14 protein-coding genes are annotated in these 21,619 nt (G+C 69.8%); 8 read left to right on the forward strand and 6 right to left on the reverse strand.

All coding sequences use genetic code 11. The features are described 5' to 3' along the window. Nucleotides 1–12 precede the first annotated feature (12 nt). Nucleotides 13–510: a hypothetical protein gene (locus tag OC490_RS25730; protein WP_019069079.1), complete on the forward strand. Its 498-nt coding sequence runs from the start codon at nucleotides 13–15 to the stop codon at nucleotides 508–510. Between the two features lie 9 nt (nucleotides 511–519). Here the strand turns inward: OC490_RS25730 and OC490_RS25735 are convergent, their stop codons facing one another. Together OC490_RS25735 and OC490_RS25740 are read right to left on the reverse strand one after the other, a co-directional pair. After that, on the reverse strand, nucleotides 520–2,490 hold the full coding sequence (locus OC490_RS25735; protein ID WP_262060361.1) for an N-acetylmuramoyl-L-alanine amidase: 1,971 nt from the start codon (nucleotides 2,488–2,490) through the stop codon (nucleotides 520–522). A 278-nt stretch (nucleotides 2,491–2,768) separates the two neighbouring features. Further along, a complete protein-coding gene (locus OC490_RS25740) occupies nucleotides 2,769–3,911 on the reverse strand; it encodes an aminoglycoside phosphotransferase family protein (RefSeq protein WP_262060362.1) in 1,143 nt (380 codons plus the stop codon). Nucleotides 3,912–4,154: 243 nt separating this feature from the next. Between OC490_RS25740 and OC490_RS25745 the strand changes: the two genes are divergently transcribed. Next, complete coding sequence (locus OC490_RS25745; RefSeq protein WP_262060363.1) at nucleotides 4,155–5,663, forward strand: hypothetical protein; 1,509 nt, start codon at nucleotides 4,155–4,157, stop codon at nucleotides 5,661–5,663. A 24-nt stretch (nucleotides 5,664–5,687) separates the two neighbouring features. On the opposite strand, the gene OC490_RS25750 is transcribed toward OC490_RS25745, so the two are convergent. Next, the gene (locus OC490_RS25750) at nucleotides 5,688–7,115 is read right to left on the reverse strand and encodes a PP2C family protein-serine/threonine phosphatase (protein ID WP_262060364.1); all 1,428 of its coding nucleotides are present in this window, start codon (nucleotides 7,113–7,115) and stop codon (nucleotides 5,688–5,690) included. A 538-nt stretch (nucleotides 7,116–7,653) separates the two neighbouring features. On the opposite strand from OC490_RS25750, the gene OC490_RS25755 reads away from it, so the two are divergent. The 4 genes from OC490_RS25755 to OC490_RS25770 all read left to right on the forward strand — a co-directional run bounded on the left by OC490_RS25755 (nucleotide 7,654) and on the right by OC490_RS25770 (nucleotide 14,665). Continuing rightward, nucleotides 7,654–9,933: a M4 family metallopeptidase gene (locus OC490_RS25755; RefSeq protein WP_262060365.1), complete on the forward strand. Its 2,280-nt coding sequence runs from the start codon at nucleotides 7,654–7,656 to the stop codon at nucleotides 9,931–9,933. A gap of 99 nt (nucleotides 9,934–10,032) precedes the next feature. Beyond that, entirely contained in the window at nucleotides 10,033–11,712 is a 1,680-nt protein-coding gene (gene murJ / locus OC490_RS25760; RefSeq protein WP_262060366.1) for a murein biosynthesis integral membrane protein MurJ, read from the forward strand. 369 nt (nucleotides 11,713–12,081) lie between these two features. Further along, the gene (locus OC490_RS25765) at nucleotides 12,082–12,495 is read left to right on the forward strand and encodes an SsgA family sporulation/cell division regulator (protein ID WP_262060367.1); all 414 of its coding nucleotides are present in this window, start codon (nucleotides 12,082–12,084) and stop codon (nucleotides 12,493–12,495) included. Nucleotides 12,496–12,634: 139 nt separating this feature from the next. Then, nucleotides 12,635–14,665 (forward strand): phosphocholine-specific phospholipase C, encoded by a 2,031-nt coding sequence (locus OC490_RS25770; protein WP_262060368.1) that lies wholly within the window; start codon nucleotides 12,635–12,637, stop codon nucleotides 14,663–14,665. On the opposite strand, the gene OC490_RS25775 is transcribed toward OC490_RS25770, so the two are convergent. Further along, nucleotides 14,655–15,680 carry a Gfo/Idh/MocA family protein gene (locus tag OC490_RS25775; RefSeq protein WP_262060369.1) on the reverse strand — a complete coding sequence of 342 codons (1,026 nt, stop codon included), beginning with the start codon at nucleotides 15,678–15,680 and terminating at the stop codon, nucleotides 14,655–14,657. The two genes, OC490_RS25770 and OC490_RS25775, sit on opposite strands and share 11 nt — an antisense overlap. An 81-nt stretch (nucleotides 15,681–15,761) precedes the next feature. Then, nucleotides 15,762–16,862 (reverse strand): chemotaxis protein, encoded by a 1,101-nt coding sequence (locus tag OC490_RS25780; RefSeq protein WP_262060370.1) that lies wholly within the window; start codon nucleotides 16,860–16,862, stop codon nucleotides 15,762–15,764. A gap of 87 nt (nucleotides 16,863–16,949) precedes the next feature. Here OC490_RS25780 and OC490_RS25785 point away from each other — a divergent pair, with 87 nt between their 5' ends. Then, nucleotides 16,950–18,377, forward strand: a complete 1,428-nt coding sequence (locus tag OC490_RS25785; RefSeq protein WP_262060371.1) for a basic amino acid/polyamine antiporter — start codon at nucleotides 16,950–16,952, stop codon at nucleotides 18,375–18,377. A 33-nt stretch (nucleotides 18,378–18,410) separates the two neighbouring features. Then, entirely contained in the window at nucleotides 18,411–19,673 is a 1,263-nt protein-coding gene (locus OC490_RS25790; RefSeq protein WP_262060372.1) for an arginine deiminase, read from the forward strand. A 51-nt stretch (nucleotides 19,674–19,724) separates the two neighbouring features. Here OC490_RS25790 and OC490_RS25795 read toward each other — a convergent pair whose 3' ends face one another. Further along, nucleotides 19,725–21,329, reverse strand: coding sequence for an alpha/beta hydrolase (locus tag OC490_RS25795; protein WP_262060373.1), 1,605 nt, complete (start codon nucleotides 21,327–21,329; stop codon nucleotides 19,725–19,727). Nucleotides 21,330–21,619 lie beyond the last annotated feature (290 nt).

Here is a 21,619-nt window from a genome sequence, read left to right on the forward strand (position 1 = left end):
TACCATGGCTCCATGTCGTTCCTCCGCCGCCGCAGCGCCACCCCCGCCGGCCCCGAATTCGATGTGCTGGCCATGGACCCGGGCGACTGGCCCGGCAACCTCGGCGCCGGTCTGCTGCCCGCCCCCGACGGCACCTGCCAGGGCGTGTTCCTGCGGTACGACCTGTTCGGCGGCCGAGGCCCCGCGATGGTCATCGGCAACCTTCCCGAGGGCTCCCCGGCCCGTGACGTCGCCGAGGACGAGGTCCCCTTCGAGGTCGCGCAGCTGCTGCTCGCGCTGGAGAACGACGAGGAGGTGACCGTCGTAGGCACCGAGGACATGCCGGTGATGCAGGGCGACAACCTGCTGATCGTGCGCCGCCTCAAGCTCTCCGAGAGCCGGATCTCCTGCGTCCAGTTCGACCGCAGCGACAACGTCCTGGTCACCATCGCCGCCTGGGACCGCCCCATCACGGACGACCTCTACGCCCTGCTGAAACCGCTCCCGGCGGAACTGTTCCAGCAGGGCTGAGGCGACTGCCTACCGGCCGGACCGCTTCAGCTGGACGTCCGCGGCCCGCACGAACTCCACCCGGTGCCCGTACTGGATCTCGTAGTAGAGATCCTTGCCCACGACGACCTTGTGCGAGTCGGTGGTGAAGGTGACCGCGTAGTAGTACTCGCCGGGCACCTCGCCGCCGACCACGTACTTCTGGCCCTTGAGCAGGGTGTACGGCAGCGGGGACACCGCCTGGACGGGCACTCCCGCCGGATAGGCCGAGGCCTCCGGGTAGGCGCGGCCGTACACGGGGACGCTGTCCAGACCGTCCTTCGGCGTGATCACCCATCCGGCCGCCGCGACCGCGGTCGGGTGCTTCTTCGGGTTCTTGAACCAGGCCTCCTGGCCCAGGTACCAGATCGCGGTCCAGTCGCCGGAGCGGTCCGCCACCGCGTACTGCTGGCCGGTGGACACCCGCGAGGAGAGATCGTTGACCCCGGTGGTCGGGGTCGTCCCGAGGCCGATGTCCTTGATCAGGGGGTAGGTCTCGCCGGGCCCCGAGTACAACCGGACCTCGCTCGATCCGTGCACCGCGCAGGGCTGGCCCGCGGTGACGCAGCCCGTGTACACCGGCTGGTTGGTGGTGTAGTCGGGGCGGATCGTGACCAGGCCGCCGCTCTTCTTGGCGGTCTGCTGGAAGGGGTGGCCGAGCAGGGCGAAGTAGTGCGCCCAGTCCCAGTACGGGCCCGGGTCCGTGTGCATCCCGGGGACCGTGGACGTGGTCGGACCGGGCACGTTGTCGTGGCCGAGGATGTGCTGCCGGTCCAGCGGGATGCCGTACTTCTTGGTCAGGTACTTCACCAGGCGGGCCGACGAGCGGTACATCGCCTCCGTGTACCAGGAGTCCGGCGCGGCGAGGAAGCCCTCGTGCTCGATGCCGATCGACTTGGCGTTGATGTACCAGTTGCCCGCGTGCCAGGCCACGTCCTTGGCCTTCACATGCTGGGCGATGAGACCGTCACTGGAGCGGATCGTGTAGTTCCACGACACATAGGTGGGGTCCTGGACCAGGTTCAGGACACCCTCCCACTGGCCTTCGGTGTCATGGATGACGATGTACTTGATGCTCTGCGACGCGGGCCGGTCGCCCAGGTCGTGGTTGCCGTAGTCGTTGTCCCCGAACTGGGAGTACGGCGCCGGGATCCACTCGCAGGACACCTTCTTCGGGCACTCCGTGCCGTCGGCGGAGCCGGTGCGCAGCCCGGTTTCCGCCAACTGTGCGGTGTCGGGGGCGAGTTCGGGCTGTGCGGCCAGGGCGACCTGTTGCCCGGCGTCCGTGGTGCGCTGCTCGCCGGTGTGGATGACGTCGTAGACATCGTTGGCATAGGCGGCGGCCGTCGCGGTGTCGTCCGCGCCGGAGAAGCGCGCGATCGCGCCGTACCACTCGGCCGGGTCCGCGCTCAGCGGCTCGCCCAGGCCCCGCTGCGCGTCGGCCAGCAGCGCGGCGCCGCCCGCCACATTCGCGACCTCGTCGCTGCGGAGGTCGGCGGCCGGAAGTCCGGTCAGCTCGGCCGCCTTCGTCAACGTCCTCAGCCGAGCGGGGAGTTGGGAGTTCGCCGGGATCTGCGCGGTGGGGTGCAGGGCCGCGCGGGCGCTGTCGCCGCGCGGATCCTCGGTGCCTTCGCTCAGGTGCTCCGTGGTGGCGAGAGCGGTGCGTGCGTCCGTGAGATGCATCGGGCCGTAGCCACCGGTCACACTCGGCGCTCCGCCGTGGGTGTCCCAGCGGGACTGCAGGTAGGAGACGGCGAGGAGCACCGTCTGCGGCACGTGGTACTCGGCGGAAGCCGAAGCGAACGCCCGCTGGAGGGTGGAGGCGGCGGAGCCGGTGGTGTTCTCGGCGGGGGCCGCGCCCAGCAGGGGCAGCAGCAGGGCGGCGGTGGCGAGCGCGCCGGCGGTTCCACGCGCGCGTCTGTGCCCGGGAGTGCGGGTGGGGTCGGTCGAGGATCCTCGCAATGCAGCCTCCTGGGACGGTGGGGTGTGACGATCCGTTCGGGGCCGGGCGTGCGTCAGTGGTACCGGCTGGCCGACGATCCGTCAATCATGCCCAGAGGCGGGTGATTTCCCTTGTCAACAGGAGGTACGAGGAGTTTCGTGGCGGCGGCGTTCGGGCCTGCGGGGCGTCAGTGGACTACACCAATGGGTGAGCTGCATATGGGGAACGCACATGTGGCGGAGACACACGAAGGTCCGCGGTGCGCCGGTGCAGGGCGCATCGCGGACCGTCATCCCCGTCAGCGAGTGCCGACCGCCGCACGCACGGCCCGTCGGGCCAACTGGCAGTCGTCGTGCAGCCGCCTCAGCAGCAGCCGTTGTTCCTCGCCGGACGGCGCAGCACCCGGGTGGGCAGTTCCAGGTGCCGCCGGGGTCGTGTCGTGCATCGAACGCTGCACGGCCATCTCGTAGGTGCGGATCTCCCGGGTCAGCACCAGCATCAGGTTCACCAGGAACGCGTCACGCGACGCAGGTCCCGCCGACTGCGCGATCTGACTGATCTGCCGCCGGGCCACCGGCGCGTCCCCGAGGACTGCCCACAGCGTGGCGAGGTCGTAGCCCGGCAGGTACCAGCCCGCGTGCTCCCAGTCCACCAGCACTGGACCGGCCGGCGAGAGGAGGATGTTGGACAGCAGGGCGTCACCGTGGCAGAACTGGCCCATGCCCTGTCGGCCCGCCGAGTGCGCGATGCCGTGCAGCAGCTTCTGCAGGTCTCCCATGTCCCGGTCGGTGAGCAGCCCCAGCTCGTGATAGCGGGAGATCCGGGCCGCGTAGTCCAGCGGGGCGTCGAAGGTGCCCGCCGGGGGCCGCCAGGCGTTGAGCCGGCAGATCGCGCCGAGTGCCGCCCTGATGTCCGCCCGCGGCGGGGCCTCCGCCGGGTGCCGGTGCAGCGCCGCCACCCGGCCGGGCATCCGCTCGATGACGAGCGTGCAGTTGTCCGGGTCCGCCGCGATCAGCCGCGGCACCCGCACCGGCGGGCGGTGCCGGACGAACGAGCGGTACGCCGCTATCTCGTGCCGGATCCGCTCGGCCCACGCGGGGGAGTGGTCCAGTAAACACTTCGCTACGGCCGTGCTGCGTCCGGTCGTTCCGACCAGGAGCACGGAGCGCCCGTTGCGGCGTAGCACCTGCACCGGAGCGAACTCCGGGCAGATCCGGTGCACCGACGCGATCGCCGTACGCAGCTGGGCGCCCTGAGGGCCGGACAAGTCGAGTCTCCCGCTGAGCGGTTGGGTGCCGAGCCCCGGAACGCGCCGCGGCCTGCCCGCACCGAGCACGGGGCCGGCCGCCGGGCGCGCCGGGTCGAGGTAGGGGCCGCCGGCGCCCGGGCGGGGGTGCAGCGACCGGGGCGGGGCGGACACGGAGGACGATGCTGTGTACATGGGAGAGACAGATCCCTTCGTGTGCCTGCAGTGCCTGTCCAAGCAAACGCGCTACCCGGCCCGGTCCCGTGGGTCCATCCTGGGGAATGTCCCTCGGTGACCGGGTCGGGGTGGCGCGTTCCTACCTGACACCGGATGCGCAGTGGCACACCATCTGGCGCACCCTGGCGAACCATGGCGAATAGTCGCCCGGCAAGGCGCACCGGGCTATGTTCAAGTCAGCCGAGAACCTGGGGGCTTGACGTGAACGGACAACCCAACTCCCGTCTCTCGGACCTGTTCGGCCTGGCCGGCTGGTCCAAGGGCGAACTCGCGCGGCTGGTCAACCGGCAGGCGGCGGCCATGGGCCACCCTCAGCTCTCGACCGACACCTCGCGGGTACGGCGTTGGATCGACACGGGAGAGATCCCGCGCGATCCGGTGCCGCGGGTGCTGGCGGCTCTGTTCACCGAGCGTCTCGGCCGTGTCGTGACCATTGAGGATCTCGGTCTGGTCCGGCACGGGCGTACGGGGAAACGGCCCGACGACGGGAGTGTGGAACATCCCGACGGTGTGCCGTGGGCGCCCGAACGGACTGCTGCGGTCCTCACCGAATTCACGGGAATGGACCTCATGCTCAACCGACGCGGCTTGGTGGGCGCGGGCGCCGCGCTCGCCGCAGGCTCCGCACTCAGCAGCGCCATGTACGCATGGCTGCACTCCGATCCGACTCTTTCCGCCGACGCTCCCCGGTTCGACGATCCCCTGCACGCCGACCCCGCTGGGTTCGACCGCTATGAGGCCGCCCCCATCGGGTCGCAGGAGATCGAGGAACTGGAGGAGTCCGTCCAGGTGTTCCGAGCCTGGGACGCGGCCCGCGGCGGCGGGCTGCAGCGCAAGGCCGTGGTGGGACAGCTCAACGAGGTGGGCGGCATGCTCGCCTACCGGCACCCTGCCGATCTGCAGCGGCGTCTTTGGGGCGTCGCCGCCAATCTCGCCGTGCTCGCGGGCTGGATGTCGCACGACGTCGGTCTGGAGCCCACGGCTCAGAAGTACTTCGTCATCGCCGCCCACGCGGCCCGTGAGGGCGGCGACCGGCCCCGCGCCGGGGAGGCGCTCTCCCGGGCGGCTCGCCAGATGGTGCACCTCGGCCGGCCCGACGACGCGCTGGATCTCATGAAACTCGCCAAGACCGGTTCCGGCGACCAGGTGCTGCCCCGCACCCGGGCGATGCTCTACACCATCGAGGCCTGGGCACAGGCGTCGATGGGCAAGGGCCAGGCCATGCGCCGCACCCTCGGCCAGGCGGAGGACCTCTTCGTCTCCGACCGCGGCGACGTACCGCCCCCCAGCTGGATGCAGACGTTCAAGGAGGAGGACCTCTACGGCATGCAGGCCCTGGCCTACCGCACCCTGGCCGAGCACGAGCCGGGCGCGGCCGTGCACGCCCAGTACTTCGCGGAGAAGGCGCTGGCGCTGCGGGTCGACGGACGGCAGCGGTCGAAGATCTTCGACTTCCTGTCGATGGCCTCCGCCTGCTTCATCGCGGACGACCCCGAACAGGCGGACAGGTACGCGCGGTTGGCCCTGGCGTCGATGGGATCCAACTCCTCCCATCGCACCTGGGACCGGCTGCGCGAGATGTACCGGCTCACCGCCCAGTACTCCGACGACCCGAGAATCCACGAGCTGCGGGAGGAGATCCAACTCGCCCTGCCCAGGACACAGTCCAGGAGCGCGCGGACCAGGAACGGCAACAGCGCCCAGGCGTAAGGGGGTTGCGCCGCCGCTTCCTCGCTAGGTGATCCTGGCGACCAGTACGCAGGCGTCGTCCTCGCGTGCGGAGTCGCCGAACTCCTCCACGACCATCCGCACGCAGTCCTGTGCGGTGCGCGCCTCGCCGAACCGCGGGGCCAGGTCGAGGAGTTGATCGACGGCTGTCGCTCCGCTGTGCCCGGGCACCAGTCCGTCCGTGTGCAGCACGAGTACGTCGCCCGCTTCGAGGATCTCCTCGGCCTGTCCGTAGGACGCTCCCGAGGTGGCGCCGAGCAGGACGCCGTCCGGTGCGCTCAGCATGCGCCCCGTCCCGTCGCGGAACAGTAGCGGGGCGGGGTGTCCTGCCTGCGCCCAGGTCAGGGTGCGGGTCTCGGGCCGGTACCGGCAGCACACCGCGCTGCCCAGGGCCGGTTGCACGGTGGCGTCCAGTAACTGGTTGAGCCAGGACATCAGTTGGCCGGGTTCGGTGCCCGCCATCGCCATGCCGCGCAGGGCACCGAGCAGCATCGCCATGCCCGAGGTGACGGCGACACCGTGTCCGGTGAGGTCGCCGACGCTCAACAGGGTGGCGCCGTCGGAGAGTTGGAGCGCGTCGTACCAGTCGCCGCCGATCAGTGCGTTGGTCGAGGAGGGCAGATAGCGGGCGGCCAGGTCCAGGGTCTCCGGTCCCTGGTGCGGGAGCCGCAGGGAGCCGCGCCACGGCGGCAGCACGGCCTCCTGCAGCTCGACCGCGAGCCGGCGCTCGGTCTGCGCGTGGTGCCGGTGGCGCTGCAGCGAGTCACGGGTCTCGCTCACCGTCCGCTGGCTGCGGTGCAGTTCGCTGACGTCCCGCAGCACGGCCCACATCGAGGCGGTGCCACCGTCGGCGTCGAGCACGGGCTCGCCCATCATGTGCACGGTCCGCACGGCGCCGTCGGGCCGGACGACGCGGAACTCGCCGTCGATGGGCTTGGCGTCGACCAGGCAGTCCGTGACCATCGCCGTCAGCCCCGGCCGGTCCTCGTCCAGGACCAGGGACGGCAGTTCGTCGAGGGTGAGCGGGGGAGCGGCCGGATCACGGCCGAGGATCTGGTACAGCTCTCCGGACCAACTCACCGCGTCCGTCAGCAGGTTCCACTCGGCACTGCCGACCCGGCTGAGCAGCGAGTCGGTTCGGGGCTGTTCCGGTACGGCAGTCGGGGCGAGCGGTTCCTCGACGGCCGCCGGCACGGGCGGCGGGCCGTCCCGCAGCTGGGCCAAGTGCTCGTCGAGGTCGTTGAGTTGATGGAGGGCCAGATCGCACAGCGCCCGCTGCCACCGCTCCCGGGGATCCGAACCGTCGTGCTGTGCGTCCCGCCGTACGGCGTCCACGTCGCCCATGAGCCGCCGGGCCTGCGATATCAGCGCGTCGACCGAGCCGCGCGCGGGCGGCTGGGCGGCTGGGCGGTCCGCAGAGAGATGGGACGGCATGACGCACTCCGATGCGGGGACGGTTCGACCAAGGCGGATGGAGGGACCGGTTACGACTGTCGCACAGCCCGCGACGCCCTGTAAGGGATTTGGCAACACCCGATCCGGTGGTGCTTCTGGCATATGCCAGCGTCTTCACGGGCAGGATGTGCCGTGCTCGTGACGTAGCTGCCCTGGTGAGGCAAGTCGTAGAAGCCGTAGGCGAGTTGAGGGGTTGTGTACCCACTCGGGTGGACATTCAACCAGCTGTTCGACGACCTGGTGTTCGCGCGTGGCGCCGACGTCCGCCGGGAGGCTGAAAAGCGTTGCTTCGGTGAGTGTTCCGCAGTACGCAACGGTCATTTTGAGCCGTTGCTTTGTTATAGCCATGACAATTCTGTGGGCGTGATGCCACGCTGCTGTGCACCACGCTCACCGAGCGTTCACTTCCTCCTCACCCTTCCTCCTCACACCCGCGCGCCGCCGGACGGCCGTACCCCGGCCCGACCCGCTCTCCAGGACTCCACAGAGTCCGACCACCCCACATAAGGAGAACGCCTTGACCCGGCATGACCGTTATCCGCACCACCCCAGATACACCGCCGCCCTCGTGCTCACCGCGGTCGGCACCCTGCTGGCCGCCGGTATGCAGACCGGCGCCGCCTCCGCCGTTCCCGGCGGCCACACCACCCCCGCGAAGATCCTGGCCGCCCCGCGGGCCGGAGCGGCCCCGGCCGCGCTGTCCCCGGCGAAGCACGCCGCCCTCCTCAAGAGCGCGGGCGCGGCTGTTCGGAGCACGGCGAAGAACCTCGGCCTCGGGGCCAAGGAGAAGCTCGTCGTCAAGGACGTCACGCAGGACGCCGACGGCACCACCCACACCCGGTACGAGCGGACGTACGCCGGACTGCCCGTCCTCGGCGGCGACCTTCTCGTCCACGCGAAGAGTGGCCGCCTCACCGTGACGAAGGCCGCGAAGGCCGACCTGACCCTGGCGAACATCACCCCGAACGTGTCGTCGGCGACGGTGAAGACCAAGGCGCTGGCGACCGCGGCGAAGGCGGGCGGCGAGCAGGCCAAGCTCGACGGCGCCCCGCGTCTCGTCGTCTGGGCCGCCGGTGCCAAGCCCGTGCTCGCCTGGGAGGCGGTGGTCGGCGGCTTCCAGGACGACGGCACCCCCAGCGAACTCCACGTGATCACGGACGCCGACTCGGGCAAGGCCGTCTTCCAGTACCAGGGCATCGAAACGGGCTCCGGCACCGGCCAGTTCAACGGGACGGTCCCGCTCAGCACCACGCTCGACCCGGCTACCTCCACGTACCAACTCGTCGACGGCGACCGCGCCGGACACAAGACCTACGACCTGAACCAGGGCACCTCGGGCACGGGCACCTTGTTCACAGATGACAACGATGTCTGGGGCGACGGGACCGCGACCAACCGGCAGACCGCCGGCGTGGACGTCGCGTTCGGTGCCGCGGCCACCTGGGACTACTACAAGGACGTCTTCGGCCGCAACGGCATACGCAACGACGGCGTCGCCGCCTACAGCCGGGCCCACTACGGCAGCAACTACGTCAACGCGTTCTGGTCCGACACCTGCTTCTGCATGACCTACGGCGACGGCTCGGGCAACACCCACCCGCTGACGGCGCTGGACGTGGCCGCGCACGAGATGAGCCACGGTGTGACCGCGGCGACCGCCGGCCTCACCTACTCCGGCGAGTCGGGCGGCCTCAACGAGGCCACCTCGGACATCTTCGCCGCCGCGGTGGAGTTCCACGAGAACCTGCCGGCCGACGTCCCCGACTACCTGGTCGGCGAGAAGATCGACATCAACGGCAACGGCACCCCGCTGCGTTACATGGACAAGCCCTCCAAGGACGGCGCGTCCCGCGACTACTGGAGTTCGACGCTCGGCAGCGTCGACGTCCACTACTCCTCGGGCCCGGCGAACCACCTCTTCTACCTGCTGTCCGAGGGCAGCGGCGCGAAGACCGTCAACGGCGTCTCCTACGACAGCCCCACCTACGACGGCGTGCCGGTTGCGGGCATCGGCATCGACAACGCCCAGAAGGTCTGGTACCGGGCGCTCACCACGTACATGACCTCGTCCACCAACTACGCCGGTGCCCGCACCGCGACGCTCCAGGCGGCGGCGGACCTGTTCGGCGCGTACAGCCCCACGTACCTCGCCGTGGCCGACGCGTGGGCGGCGATCAACGTCGGCAGCCGGATCGCGCTCGGCGTCAACGTGGCCCCGATCTCCGGCCAGATCAGCGGAGTCGGACAGTCCGTGTCCCTGCAGACGAGCGCGTACACCACCAACTCCGGTGCGGGGCTGACCTATTCGGCCACGGGACTGCCCGACGGACTCTCCATCGACAGCACCGGCCTGATCTCCGGCATCCCGACCACCCTCGGGAGCAGTGACGTCACGGTGACCGTCACCGACGACACCGGCGCGACCGCCACCACCTCCTTCACCTGGCGGGTGGCGAACATCTACGCCAGCAGCACCCGGGTGGACATCCCCGACAACGCCGCCGCCGTGGAGTCCCCGATCACGGTCACCGGCCGTGACGGCAACGCCTCCGCCACCACCCAGGTCTACGTCAAGATCATCCACACCTACCGGGGTGACCTGACCGTCGACCTCGTCGGTCCGAACGGCACCGTCTACTCCCTGCTGAACCGCGCGGGCGGCTCCGCCGACGACGTCGACCAGACCTTCACCGTCGACGCCTCCGCCCAACCGGTCAACGGCACCTGGAAGTTGCGGGTGCAGGACCACGCGGCGATCGACGTCGGCTACATCGACCAGTGGCAGCTGACTCCCTGACCCGCAGCCCGCATGACTGACCGTCCATGACGGTCCCGGCCGCGCCCGCACCAGGTGGGCGCGGCCGGAGCCGTCACCTGGGCGTCGTAGATTGTGTCCATGATCGAGGAGACAGCACCCGAGCGGTTACCGCGGTCGGGCACCCGGCGCAGGCACGCCGCGCGGAAGAAGACCGAAGGCGGGGGCGGGCTGCTGCGTTCGTCCGCGCTGATGGCGGCGGGAACCCTGGTCTCGCGCGCAACCGGCCTGATACGCCAGGTGCTTCAGGCCGCCGCGCTGGGCACCGGACTGCTGGCCACCACGTACAACCAGGCCAACACGGTACCGACGAGCCTGTACTTCCTGTTGATCGGCGGCGCGCTGAACTCCGTCCTGGTACCCCAGTTGGTCCGGGCCAGGACCGAACACCCCGACGGCGGCGCCGCGTTCGAGCAGCGACTGGTCACCCTCGTGCTGTGCGTCCTCGGCGTGGGCACCGCGCTGGCCACCTGGGCCGCCCCCGAGATCATCAGCGTCTACCAGCACGACACACCCGCCACGCACGACGCGTTCCGACTGACCGTCGTCTTCGCCCGGTTCCTGCTTCCACAGATCTTCCTCTACGGCGTCTTCAGCATCTTCGGCCAAGTCCTCAACGCCCGGAACCGGTTCGGCGCGATGATGTGGACCCCGGTCCTCAACAACATCGTGCTGATCTCGATGTTCGGCCTCTACCTGGGCCTGCTGACCGTGCCGGAACAGGTGTCGGACATCACTGGCGCCCAGGTCAGGCTGCTCGGCATCGGAACCACACTCGCCCTCGCCGTCCAGGCGCTCGCCCTGATTCCCTATGCGACGGCGGCCGGGTTCCGGTTCAGACCGCGCTTCGACTGGCGCGGCACCGGGCTCCGCAAGAGCGTCAACGCGGCCCGCTGGACACTGCTGTTCGTGCTGACCAACCTGGCGGCGAGCACGGTGGTCACCCGCCTGGCCTCCGCCGCCGACGCGGCCCGGCCCCGCGACGGCGTCGGCTACACCGCCTACAGTTACGCCCAGCAGATCTGGATGCTGCCCCAGTCGATCGTCACCGTCTCCCTGGTGACCGCGCTGCTCCCGCGCATGAGCCGGGCGGCCACCGAGCACCGCCTCGACGACCTGCGCGCCGATCTGTCCCGTGCGCTGCGGGTCAGCGGTGTCGTCATCGTCCCGGCCGCGTTCTTCTTCCTCGCCTTCGGTCCGCAGACGGCTCAACTCCTGTTCGCCCACGGTTCCGCCGACGCCGCGGCCACCGTCCCCCTGGGCCACATGCTCCAGGCCTTCGGTCTCGGGCTGATCCCCTTCTCCGCCCAGTACCTCCTGCTGCGCGGCTTCTACGCCTTCGAGGACACCCGAACGCCGTTCCGGATGGCCGTGTTGATCTCGGGCATCAACATCGTGCTGGCCGTGGCCTGTCACTTCCTGCTGCCCGCGCGCTGGGCGGTCACCGGAATGGCCGGCGCCTACGCCCTGTCGTACGGGATCGGTCTGCTGCTGACCGCGCTGCGGCTGCGGCGCCGTACGGCGGGACTGCTCGACGGACGGCGGATCTGTCGCACCTACGCGAAACTGACCGTGGCCGCCACCGCCGCCGGAGGTGCCGGGTGGCTCCTCGCCCGGGCTTGCAATCAGGGCCTGGCAGCGGACAGTTGGGCACCGGCGCTCTCGCTGGCGGCGGGTGGTACGGCGATGGCCGTGCTGTTCCTGCTGCTGGCCCGGCTGCTGCGGATAGGGGAGTTGCGGAGCCTGCCCGGACTGGGGTGAGGGCACCTGCGGGACGTCTCCCGCTTCAACTCGGTGTGCAGGCGCAGCAGTTGGCGTCGGCGGGTTCGGGCCCGTGCCAGGAGGCGTACGGCAACCGCCATGAGGGCGGCGCCGGTAGCGGCGGTCGCCGGCGCGTCTGCTGGCGCGGCTTCCGGGGGCGACCACCGAGGCGGTCGCACGAGCAGCGGCTGCCCTGCGTGCCGCCGCGCTCGGCGGCGGGGACGCGCACTCCGGAGGGGACGACAAAGCTGTGGTGTGATGCAGGTCACATGAATTCATTCGGGGTTCCGCGTAATGCGAACGGCACCTACGAGGTCGTACAGGCACACGGCAATCCGGCCGACCTCTCACCCGTAGCGGAGACCGATCATGGACATCACCCTCGAACAGCCCACCCGAGCCCGGCTGATCACGGCCGACGACACCGAGATTCCCGTGTCGGCCACGCTCCGCTATCTCGCCTCGGACCCCCTGGCCGTGCACCTCGACTTCCCACCCGACGTGTCCCTCGACGGTGACGGGGTCACCTGGACCTTCGCCCGGGCGCTGCTGGAGGAGGGGTTGCGGCGGCCGGCCGGCAGCGGGGACGTGCACCTGTGGCCGTGCGGCCTGGCCCGTACGGTCCTGGAGTTCCACTCGCCGTTCGGGCTCGCCCTCCTCCACTTCCACACCCCGGCGCTGCGCCGCTTCCTGCTGCGCACGTACGACGTGGTGGCGACCGGGCAGGAGGACATGGATGCGGTCGTCGACCGGGGGTTGAGCGCCCTGTTCGGGAGTGTCTGAGGGCAACTCGGCGCCAGGACGGCGGCTTTGACTTTTGTTCACCTCCACCTAACCGTGCGGGTATGGACCTTGGCGATCACCCCGTGCACTCTTGCGCGCGGTGTGCCGCTCGGGCATGCCTGTGACGAGGGCGGAGCGCATGACACCGATCAGCCGAAGAGGCTTCGTGGGGCTCGGTGCCACCGTGGCGGCGGGCATGGCGACGGGCACCGGCGTACGACCCGCGATCGCCGCGCAGCAGGCGCAGGCGGCGACCGGCACGATCTCGGACGTGAAACACGTGGTGATCCTCATGCAGGAGAACCGCAGCTTCGACCACTACTTCGGGCGCCTGAAAGGCGTCCGCGGCTTCGACGACCGCAGCGGCATCACCCTCAGCGGTGGCTACCCGGTCTTCAACCAGCCCAACGGCGGCGGCCGTCAGTACCCGTGGAAGCTGAGCGCCACCCCGGCCGCGGGCGGCAAGGACGGTGAGACCCTCGCCCAGTGCAACGGCGACCTGCCGCACTCCTGGTCCTCACAGCACTCCGCGTGGAACAAGGGCCGCCTCGACAACTGGGTCTCCGGCGTCGGCAACGTCCGCTCGCTCGGCTACCTCGACCGCGCCGACATCCCCTTCCACTACGCGCTCGCCGACAACTACACCGTCTGCGACGCCTACTTCTGCTCCACCCTCAGCGCGACGGGCCCCAACCGCACCTATCTGTGGAGCGGGAAGGTCGACTCCTCCAGCTACGACGGCGGTGACGAGTCCGGCCTGACCTGGCAGAACTACGCCGAGGCACTGCAGAACGCCGGAGTGACCTGGAAGGTCTACCAGAACGCGCAGGACAACTACGGCGACAATGCCTGCGCCTACTTCAAGAACTTCACCAACTCCAAGGCGGGCAGCCCCCTTTACGACCGAGGCATGTCCTCCGTCCCGGCCACCACCGGCTCGACCCCCGACGACATCGCCGCCGCCATCAAGGCCGACGTCCTCGCGGGCACCCTCCCGCAGGTCTCCTGGGTCGTCCCCAACCAGGCCTTCTCCGAGCACCCCTACGCCCCGCCCGGCGACGGCGCCCACTTCATCGGCCTCGTCTACCAGGCCCTCGCCGCCGACCCGGACGTCTTCGACTCGACCGTCCTGTTCCTCAACTACGACGAGAACGACGGCTACTTCGACCACGTCCCGCCGCCCGCCCCGCCCGCCGGCACGGACGGCGAGTTCCTCAACGGCGTCCCCTACGGCTTCGGCTTCCGCGTCCCGATGATCGTCATCTCACCCTGGACACGGGGTGGTTGGGTCTCCTCCGAGGTCTTCGAGCACACCTCGGTCCTGCGCTTCCTGGAGACCTGGACCACGTCCCTCGGCAAGCCGGCCGCCTGCCCCAACATCAGCACCTGGCGCCGCAAGGTCAGCGGCGACCTGACCGGCGTCTTCGACTTCGCCAACCCGGTCCACGGCGCGGTGTCCCTGCCCGCGACCAGCGTCATCGGCCTCTCCACCTGCGGGCCGCTGCCCAACCCGGTGCCCACGAACAACGCCCTGCCTGCGCAGGAGACCGGCACCCGGCCCGCCCGCGCCCTGCCCTACCAGCCCAACGGGTACCTGGATCACCTGGAGTTCGGGTCGAGCGGCAAGATCCTCGCCTGGTTCGCCATGGCCAACCAGGGCGGCGCCGCCAAGAGCGCCGCCCATCTCTCCATCCACCCCAACGCCTACCGCGACACCACGCCCTGGCAGTACACGATCGACCCGGGCGGCACCGCCTCCGACTACTTCAACATCGGTACGGGCTACGGCAGCGGCAAGTACGACCTCTCCATGGTCGGCCCCAACCGCTTCCTGAGGCGCTTCCAGGGGGACGCGACGAAGGCGGGCAAGTCCGTTGAGGTCAGCACCCGTTACGCCGTCGAGTCGGGCACCGGCAAGCTCGCGATCTACTTCAGGATGACCAACTCGTCGACGGCCTCGGTGAAGTTCACCATCACCTCCGACCACTACCGCAGCGACGGACCGTGGACCTACACGGTCGCCGCCGGCGGATCGACGGAGGACTTCTTCAACGCCGTTGCGTACCAGGGTGGTTGGTACGACTTCACGGTCACCGTCGACTCCGACGCGACATGGTCCCGCCGGTTCACCGGACACCTGGAGTCGGGCGCGGCGAGCGTCAGCGGCTGAGGCCGGCGTACAACTCCGGGCGCGGGGCGAGCTCCACGGTCACCCTGCCGCCGCTCTCCAGCGCCCGGACCCCGGCCTCGGCGACCACGGAGGACGCGTAGCCGTCCCAGACGCTGGGGCCGGTGACCCGGCCCTGCCGGGTGGCGTCCACCCAGGACTGCACCTCACGGTCGTAGGCGTCCGCGAACCGCACCAGATAGTCCAGCGGTACGTCCTCGTGTGCGCTGCCGTGTGTGGTGACGACCACCGTGCGGTCCTCGCCGATCCGGGCGCTGCCCGCCTCGCACACGGCCTCGCAGCGCACCTGGTAGCCGAAGCCGCAGTTGACGAAGACCTCGACGTCGACGAGGGCGCCGCCGTCGGTCTCGAAGAGGACGAGCTGCGGGTCGACCAGCCCCTCCGGGGCGTTCGCCGACGAGCGCGGACTGAGCACCGTGACCGCCGTGAGTTCCTGACCGAGCAACCAGCGGGCCGCGTCGATCTCGTGCGAGACGGAGCTGTCGATGAGCATCGCCGAGGTGAAGTACGGCGGCGACGACACATTGCGGTGGGTGCAGTGCAGCATCAGCGGGCGCCCCAACTGCCCGCTGTCCAGCAGGGACTTGAGCCGCTGGTACTCGGCGTCGTAGCGCCGCATGAACCCGATCTGGGCCAGCCGCCGCCCGAGTCGTGCCTCCGCCTCCACCACCCGGAGCGCCCCTGTGGAGTCGGGCACCATGGGCTTCTCGCACAGCACCGGCAGCCCGCGGGCGAAGGCAGCGAGCAGCGCCTCCTCGTGCGCGGGACCCGGTGACGCGATGAGCACGGCCTCGACCCCGGGGGCGTCCAGCGCAGCCACGGCGTCCTCGTGCACCGTGACCGCGTCCAGACCGGCCGCCGCCTCCTTGGCGCGCTCGGTGTCCGGGTCGGCCACCGCGGCGACCCTGGCTCCGCTCACCACCTGGTCGAGGCGTCGTATGTGGTCGGCTCCCATGTGTCCCGCACCCAGCACGGCCACGCCCAGCAGGTCACCCACGTGTGCTCTCCCTCTACGTCGACGATCACGCCGTAGCGTACGCCGCAAGGGAGGGGCGACCTCAGGGATAAAAGGGCGGCCTCAGTAGCGCAGCACGCCCGCGATGCCGTCCGCGTCGGTAAGGGTGCCGTCGGGGACGAAGCGGACCTCGGCCCCGGTCTCCAGGCACTGTTCGACGATCTCGTCCACGATGTCCTCCCGGGCGTCGAGGTCGCCGCTGTCGGCCGGCACCAGGTGGTCGCCGTGGTCGTCGCGGACCGTGACGCGGTAGTTCTCCTCGACGGCCAGCAGCCGGACCCGGCCCTCGCGGGCGTTCTGCCAGACCTCGTCCACTCCGGCCGCGAACTCCTTGCGCCCGCGCGCCGATTCGAGCTCCCGGGTCACCGTGACGGTGTTCTTGCGCGCCTCCGCGTCGACCAGCGGCCGTACGGCCTGCCACACCGCGTCGGGCGTGCCGTGTGCGAGACCGCCATGGGGGATGTGGACCGCGCCCTTGGTGGCGCTGCCGACCTCGTCGAGCGCGGACAGGGCCGCCTGCTCGCCGGTGATGTAGAGCGGGCGCCGGTGCACGCGCAGGATCCGGCCCATCGCGGTGTCGGCCTCGCGCAGGAAGTGCCGGGTGTCCTCGTCGCGGAAGGTGCTCGGGATGTCGCCGATCCGCTCCTGCCGCTCGGCGTCGAAGTTGTCCCGGTGGTCGCGGGTCAGCGGGAAGCCGCCGGTGTGGTCCTCGGTGACCCGGTCGACACCGCCGTTCCACAGCGTGACGCAGTCGGCGGAGACGGAGAGCACCCAGAACGGCCGCTCGGAGGCCTGCGCGGAGACGAGATTGCGGGTGAGGAACGTGTCGGAGAGCACCACGCGTTCGGGCACCGACCTGGCGAGGGACCACACCTGGTGCTCGCCCGGCGCGGCGAAGATCACCAGACCGTCCTCGGCATGCGCGAGATCGATTTCGGCGAGGGCCTGGTCGAGCTGGCGGGAGACGTCGACGCGCCGCTCCCGGGGGACCGCGGGATCGGCCTCCAGCTGCTTCTTGGCCTCGGCCAGCACATTGCGCAGCCGGACCGGATCCTGGGCGTTGTCGGGCTCGCGACGATGTGTCGGCGTGAGCACGGAGACCGCGGGGTAGGGGCGCGGGCGCCGCAGTTCGGTCAGGGTGGCGGGACTCAGTGCGTGCTCCATAACAGCACGATAGGGCCGAATCACCGAGGGGGCATATGGGGGAAGCCCGCCAGGCAATTGGGGCAATTGGTTGCTAACGTCCCTCGGGTGACGCAAGCCGCCACTGCCGACACCCGGACCACGGCCGCCAAACTGACCCTGCCGACGCTGACCACGATGGTGGTCGGCTCCATGGTCGGGGCCGGGGTGTTCTCCCTCCCGCGCAGATTCGCGCAGGAGACCGGCGTGGCCGGCGCCCTGATCGCCTGGGCCGTCGCCGGTACCGGCATGCTGATGCTGGCCTTCGCCTTCCAGACCCTCGCCGTCCGCAGACCCGACCTCGACGCCGGTGTCTACGCCTACGCGAAGGCAGGGTTCGGCGAATACCTGGGCTTCTTCGCCGCGTTCGGCTACTGGGCCAGCGCCTGCGTCGGCAACGTGACGTACTGGGTGCTGATCATGTCGACGATCGGCACGATCGCCCCCTCCCTCGGTGAAGGCGACACCGTCCTCGCCGTGGTCCTCTCCTCGGCCGGACTGTGGCTCTTCTTCCTGCTGATCAGCCGCGGGGTGAAGGAGGCGGCGGCGATCAACCGGATCGTCACCGTCGCCAAGGTCGTACCGATCCTCGTCTTCGTCGTCCTGGCGCTCTTCTACCTCAAGCCCCATGTCTTCGCCGGGAACTTCGGCGGCGCCGACTACGCGGGCTCCCTGTTCCAGCAGGTCAAGGGCACCATGCTGGCCACGGTCTTCGTGTTCCTGGGCGTCGAGGGCGCGAGCGTCTACTCTCGGCACGCCAGGCGCCGCGAGGACGTCGGCCGCGCGACCGTCCTCGGCTTCCTCAGCGTCTTCGCCGTCTTCGCGTCGGTCACGATCGTGTCGTACGGCCTGATGCCGATGGGCGAGATCGCCGAACTGCGGCAGCCCTCCATGGCGGGCGTGCTGGAACACGCCGTGGGCACCTGGGGGAAGGTCTTCGTCAGCGTCGGGCTGATCGTCTCCGTGCTGGGCGCCTATCTCGCCTGGACGCTGATGGCCGCCGAGGTGCTGTTCGTCGCCGCCAAGGACGACGACATGCCGCGTTTCCTGAAGAAGTCCACGGCGGCCGACGTGCCCGTGCCCGCACTGGTGATGACCACGCTGTTGAGCCAAGTCTTCCTGGTCGTCACCTACTTCTCCGACGACGCCTTCAACTTCGCGCTGGACCTGACCAGTTCGCTGACCCTGATCCCGTTCCTGCTGGCGGCGGGCTTCGCCGTACGCATCGCGGTTGCCGAAACCCGGGGCGGGCGGGGCGAGTCGGTGGTCGCCGTGCTCGCCACCGTCTACACCGCGTTCCTCATCTACGCGGCCGGCTTCAAGTACCTCCTCGTCTCGTTCATCATCTACGCGCCCGCCACCTTCCTGTTCGTCAAGGCCCGCAGGGAACAGGGACGTTCGCCCTTCTCGGCCCGCGAACTGGTGATCCTCGCCGTCTCGGTCGCGGGCGCGGTCGTCGGCGTCGTCGCCCTGGCAGCGGGCTGGATCAGCCTCTGACCCGCCCGTGACCTCCGGAAAGGTGTGTGCACCGTGACCAACCCAGACACCGTGGACCGACATGAGTACGGCGTCCACTCCGAGGTCGGCCGACTGCGCAAGGTGCTGGTCTGCGCCCCGGGCCTGGCCCACCGCAGGCTCACCCCGACCAACTCCGACGACCTGCTCTTCGACGACGTGATGTGGGTCGAGAACGCCCAGCGCGACCACGCCGACTTCGTCAACAAACTCCGCGAACGCGGCGTCGACGTCGTCGAGTTGCACGAACTGCTCGCCCAGACCATGACGATCCCTGCCGCCAAGGACTGGCTCCTGGACCGGAAGATCGTCGCCAACGAGGTCGGCCTCGGCCTCATCGACGCGACCCGCGCCTACCTGGAGAGCCTCGAACCGGCCGAACTCGCCAAGTACTTGATCGGCGGACTCGCCACCACCGACCTCCCCGACGACTACCGCACCGACTACGTCGCCCTCGCCCGCGAGTCCACCGGCGTCCGCGAATACCTGATGCCACCGCTGCCCAACACCCTCTACACCCGCGACACGACCTGCTGGCTCTACGGCGGCCTCACCCTCAACCCGCTCTACTGGCCCGCCCGGCACGACGAGACCCTGCTGATGAAGGCGATCTACACCTTCCACCCGGACTTCGCGGGCTCCCTCGTCTGGTGGGGCGATCCCGAACTCGACTGGGGGCAGGCCACGTTCGAGGGTGGCGACATCATGCCCGTCGGCAACGGCGTGGTCCTCATGGGTATGAGCGAGCGCACCTCGCGCCAGGCCATCACCCAAGTCGCCAAAGCCCTCTTCGACTTGGGCGCCGCCGAGCACGTCGTCGTCGCCGGCATGCCGAAGCTGCGCTCTGCGATGCACCTCGACACCGTCTTCACCTTCGCCGACCGTGACCTGGTGACCCTCTACCCGGCGATCATGGACGCCGTCCACACCTTCTCCCTGCGCCCAGGCTCCAAGGGACCCGGCATCGACATCGTCGACGAGGGCTCGACGCCGTTCACCGACGTCGTCGCCAAGGCGCTCGGCCTGCCCGGACTGCGGGTCGTGGAGACGGGCGGCGACGTCTACGCCTCCGAACGCCAGCAGTGGGACAGCGGCAACAACGCGGTCGCGCTGGAACCGGGCGTGGTCTTCACCTACGACCGCAACACCCAGACCAACACCCTGCTGCGCAAGGCCGGCGTCGAGGTCATCACCATCGTCGGCGCCGAACTGGGGCGCGGCCGGGGCGGCGGCCACTGCATGACCTGCCCGATCGTGCGGGATCCGGTGGAGTTCTGAAGATCCGCGCGGGCCACGGATGTCGGGCAACTCCTCTATACGCCCGAGATCTCACTCGCCCGAGGTGTCCGGCTGGCAGGAACTCCCGCTGGGCGGCAGCGAGCCGTACAGCAGGAAGTCGTTGACCTTGGTGTGCACACACTTGGAGGACGCGTAACCGGTGTGGCCCTCACCCTTGTTGTCGAGCACCACGGCCGAGGAACCGAGTCGCTGTGCCGTCTCCACGGTCCAGCGGTACGGCGTCGCCGGATCGCCCCGGGTGCCGACGAGCAGCATCTTCGACGTGTCCACGTTCTTGACGTCGTCGCGGATGTAGTCGGTGCCCTTGGGGCGGCCGTAGCACATCAGCACCTCGTTGAGCCGGTAGCGGCCGAAGACCGGTGACGCGGCCTGGTACTCGGCGCGCAGCCCGGCCAGGTCCTTGGTGATCCGCTCGGCGGTGGGGCGGTCGGGGTCGTCGGCGCAGTTGATGGCCATCAGCGCGGCCGGGAGGTTGTCGAGCGGGACGTCCTGCGCGTCGACGAGCCCGCCACCCGACTCCCCGCCGCCGCTCCGCAGGCCGGGCAGCCCGGATCCGCCGGACGAGAACGCCATCACGGCGCGTGTGTCACCGTCCTCCACCAGTGAGGCGATGGCGCGCTCCAGCGTCGGCCACAACTGCCTGCTGTACAGCGCCTGACTGATCGAGCCCACCAGATCCTGGCCGGAGAAGCTGTCCCCGAAGTCCGTCTGCACCGGATCCCGGTCGAGCGAGTCGACGAGCCCTACGACCCGGTCCGGCGCCGATCGCGCGTCGGTGCCGAACGGACAGGCGATGTCCTGCACGCACCAGTTGAGGAAGTCCTCCAGCGCCGTCTGTTGTCCCTCGGCGCCCGCCCTGCCCTGCTCGGACAGCGGCTCGGTGAGGGTGTCGACTCCGTCGAGCACCAACCGGCCGACCTTCTTGGGGAATTGGGCCGCGTAGACCGCGCCGAGCCGCGTTCCGTAGGAGAAACCCAGGTAGTTGAGCTTCTTGTTGCCGAGGGCCTGACGCATCACGTCCAGGTCCCGGGAGGCGTTGACCGTGCCTATGTGGGGCAGGACCGGGCCGGAGTACTTGGCGCAGGTGGCCGCCGCCTTCCGCAACTGCTTGAGGACGACCTTCGGATCACTGCTGTCGATGTCCGCCGGTTCCTCGTCCGTCGCGGCCGAGCCCTGGTCGGCGCCCGCGCCACAACTGACGGGCGAGGAACGGCCGACGCCGCGCGGATCGAAGGTGACGACGTCGTAGCCGTTCGTCAGATCCATGAACTCCTTGCCGTCCGAGGCGAGTTCACCGACGCCCGCACCGCCGGGCCCACCGAAGTTCAGCAACACGGAACCCCTCGACTTCCCGGTCGCCCGGTAGCGGGCCAGCGCGAGATCGAGCGTCGCTCCGCCGGGCTTCGCGTAGTCGAGCGGGACGGTGACCTTCCCGCACTGCAGATCCTTGGGCGTGTCCGGGTCCTTGCACGCGGCCCACTTCACCTTCTGCCGGTAGAACCGGGACAGGTCGGGCCGCGGCCGGGCCTCGGCCGTGGCGAGCGTGGGCAGCCCCGCGCCGAGCAGTGCCAGCGTGAGGATCCCGGTGAACGCGCAGCGCCGGAACGCGGGCCGCGATGACAGCCTGGCCAGCATCAATGCCTCCAAGGACGCGCTGTGACCAGCGCCCTCGATCACGATAAGCGGGCCTCACGGGGCCCGCCTCCCGGCGGGCGGAACGGTGATCGGTGCCGTATTCTGCGCCCTTTCAATAGGCATAAGGGGTTGTCCGACTAATGCTTTTCCGATTGGGCGGGGGTGTTGGGGGGGTTGTTACGAGTAGTTCGATAACCGTGACGCTCGATGGAGTGAAAGACCGATAACCCATAACTCGGATGGTGCGTCCACGTTTTATTCGGTGCGGGTGACCGCCCGCGAACATGTCT

Source organism: Streptomyces sp. STR69, from assembly GCF_024519455.1.
Classification (GTDB): domain Bacteria; phylum Actinomycetota; class Actinomycetes; order Streptomycetales; family Streptomycetaceae; genus Streptomyces.

Excerpts from the sequence above, each read along its gene's own strand:
- OC490_RS25730 (WP_019069079.1), top strand. The coding sequence starts at position 13 with ATGTCGTTCCTCCGCCGCCGCAGCGCCACCCCCGCCGGCCCCGAATTC.
- OC490_RS25740 (WP_262060362.1), bottom strand. The coding sequence starts at position 3,911 with ATGTACACAGCATCGTCCTCCGTGTCCGCCCCGCCCCGGTCGCTGCAC.
- OC490_RS25750 (WP_262060364.1), bottom strand. The coding sequence starts at position 7,115 with ATGCCGTCCCATCTCTCTGCGGACCGCCCAGCCGCCCAGCCGCCCGCG.
- murJ (WP_262060366.1), top strand. The coding sequence starts at position 10,033 with ATGATCGAGGAGACAGCACCCGAGCGGTTACCGCGGTCGGGCACCCGG.
- OC490_RS25765 (WP_262060367.1), top strand. The coding sequence starts at position 12,082 with ATGGACATCACCCTCGAACAGCCCACCCGAGCCCGGCTGATCACGGCC.
- OC490_RS25770 (WP_262060368.1), top strand. The coding sequence starts at position 12,635 with ATGACACCGATCAGCCGAAGAGGCTTCGTGGGGCTCGGTGCCACCGTG.
- OC490_RS25780 (WP_262060370.1), bottom strand. The coding sequence starts at position 16,862 with ATGGAGCACGCACTGAGTCCCGCCACCCTGACCGAACTGCGGCGCCCG.
- OC490_RS25795 (WP_262060373.1), bottom strand. The coding sequence starts at position 21,329 with ATGCTGGCCAGGCTGTCATCGCGGCCCGCGTTCCGGCGCTGCGCGTTC.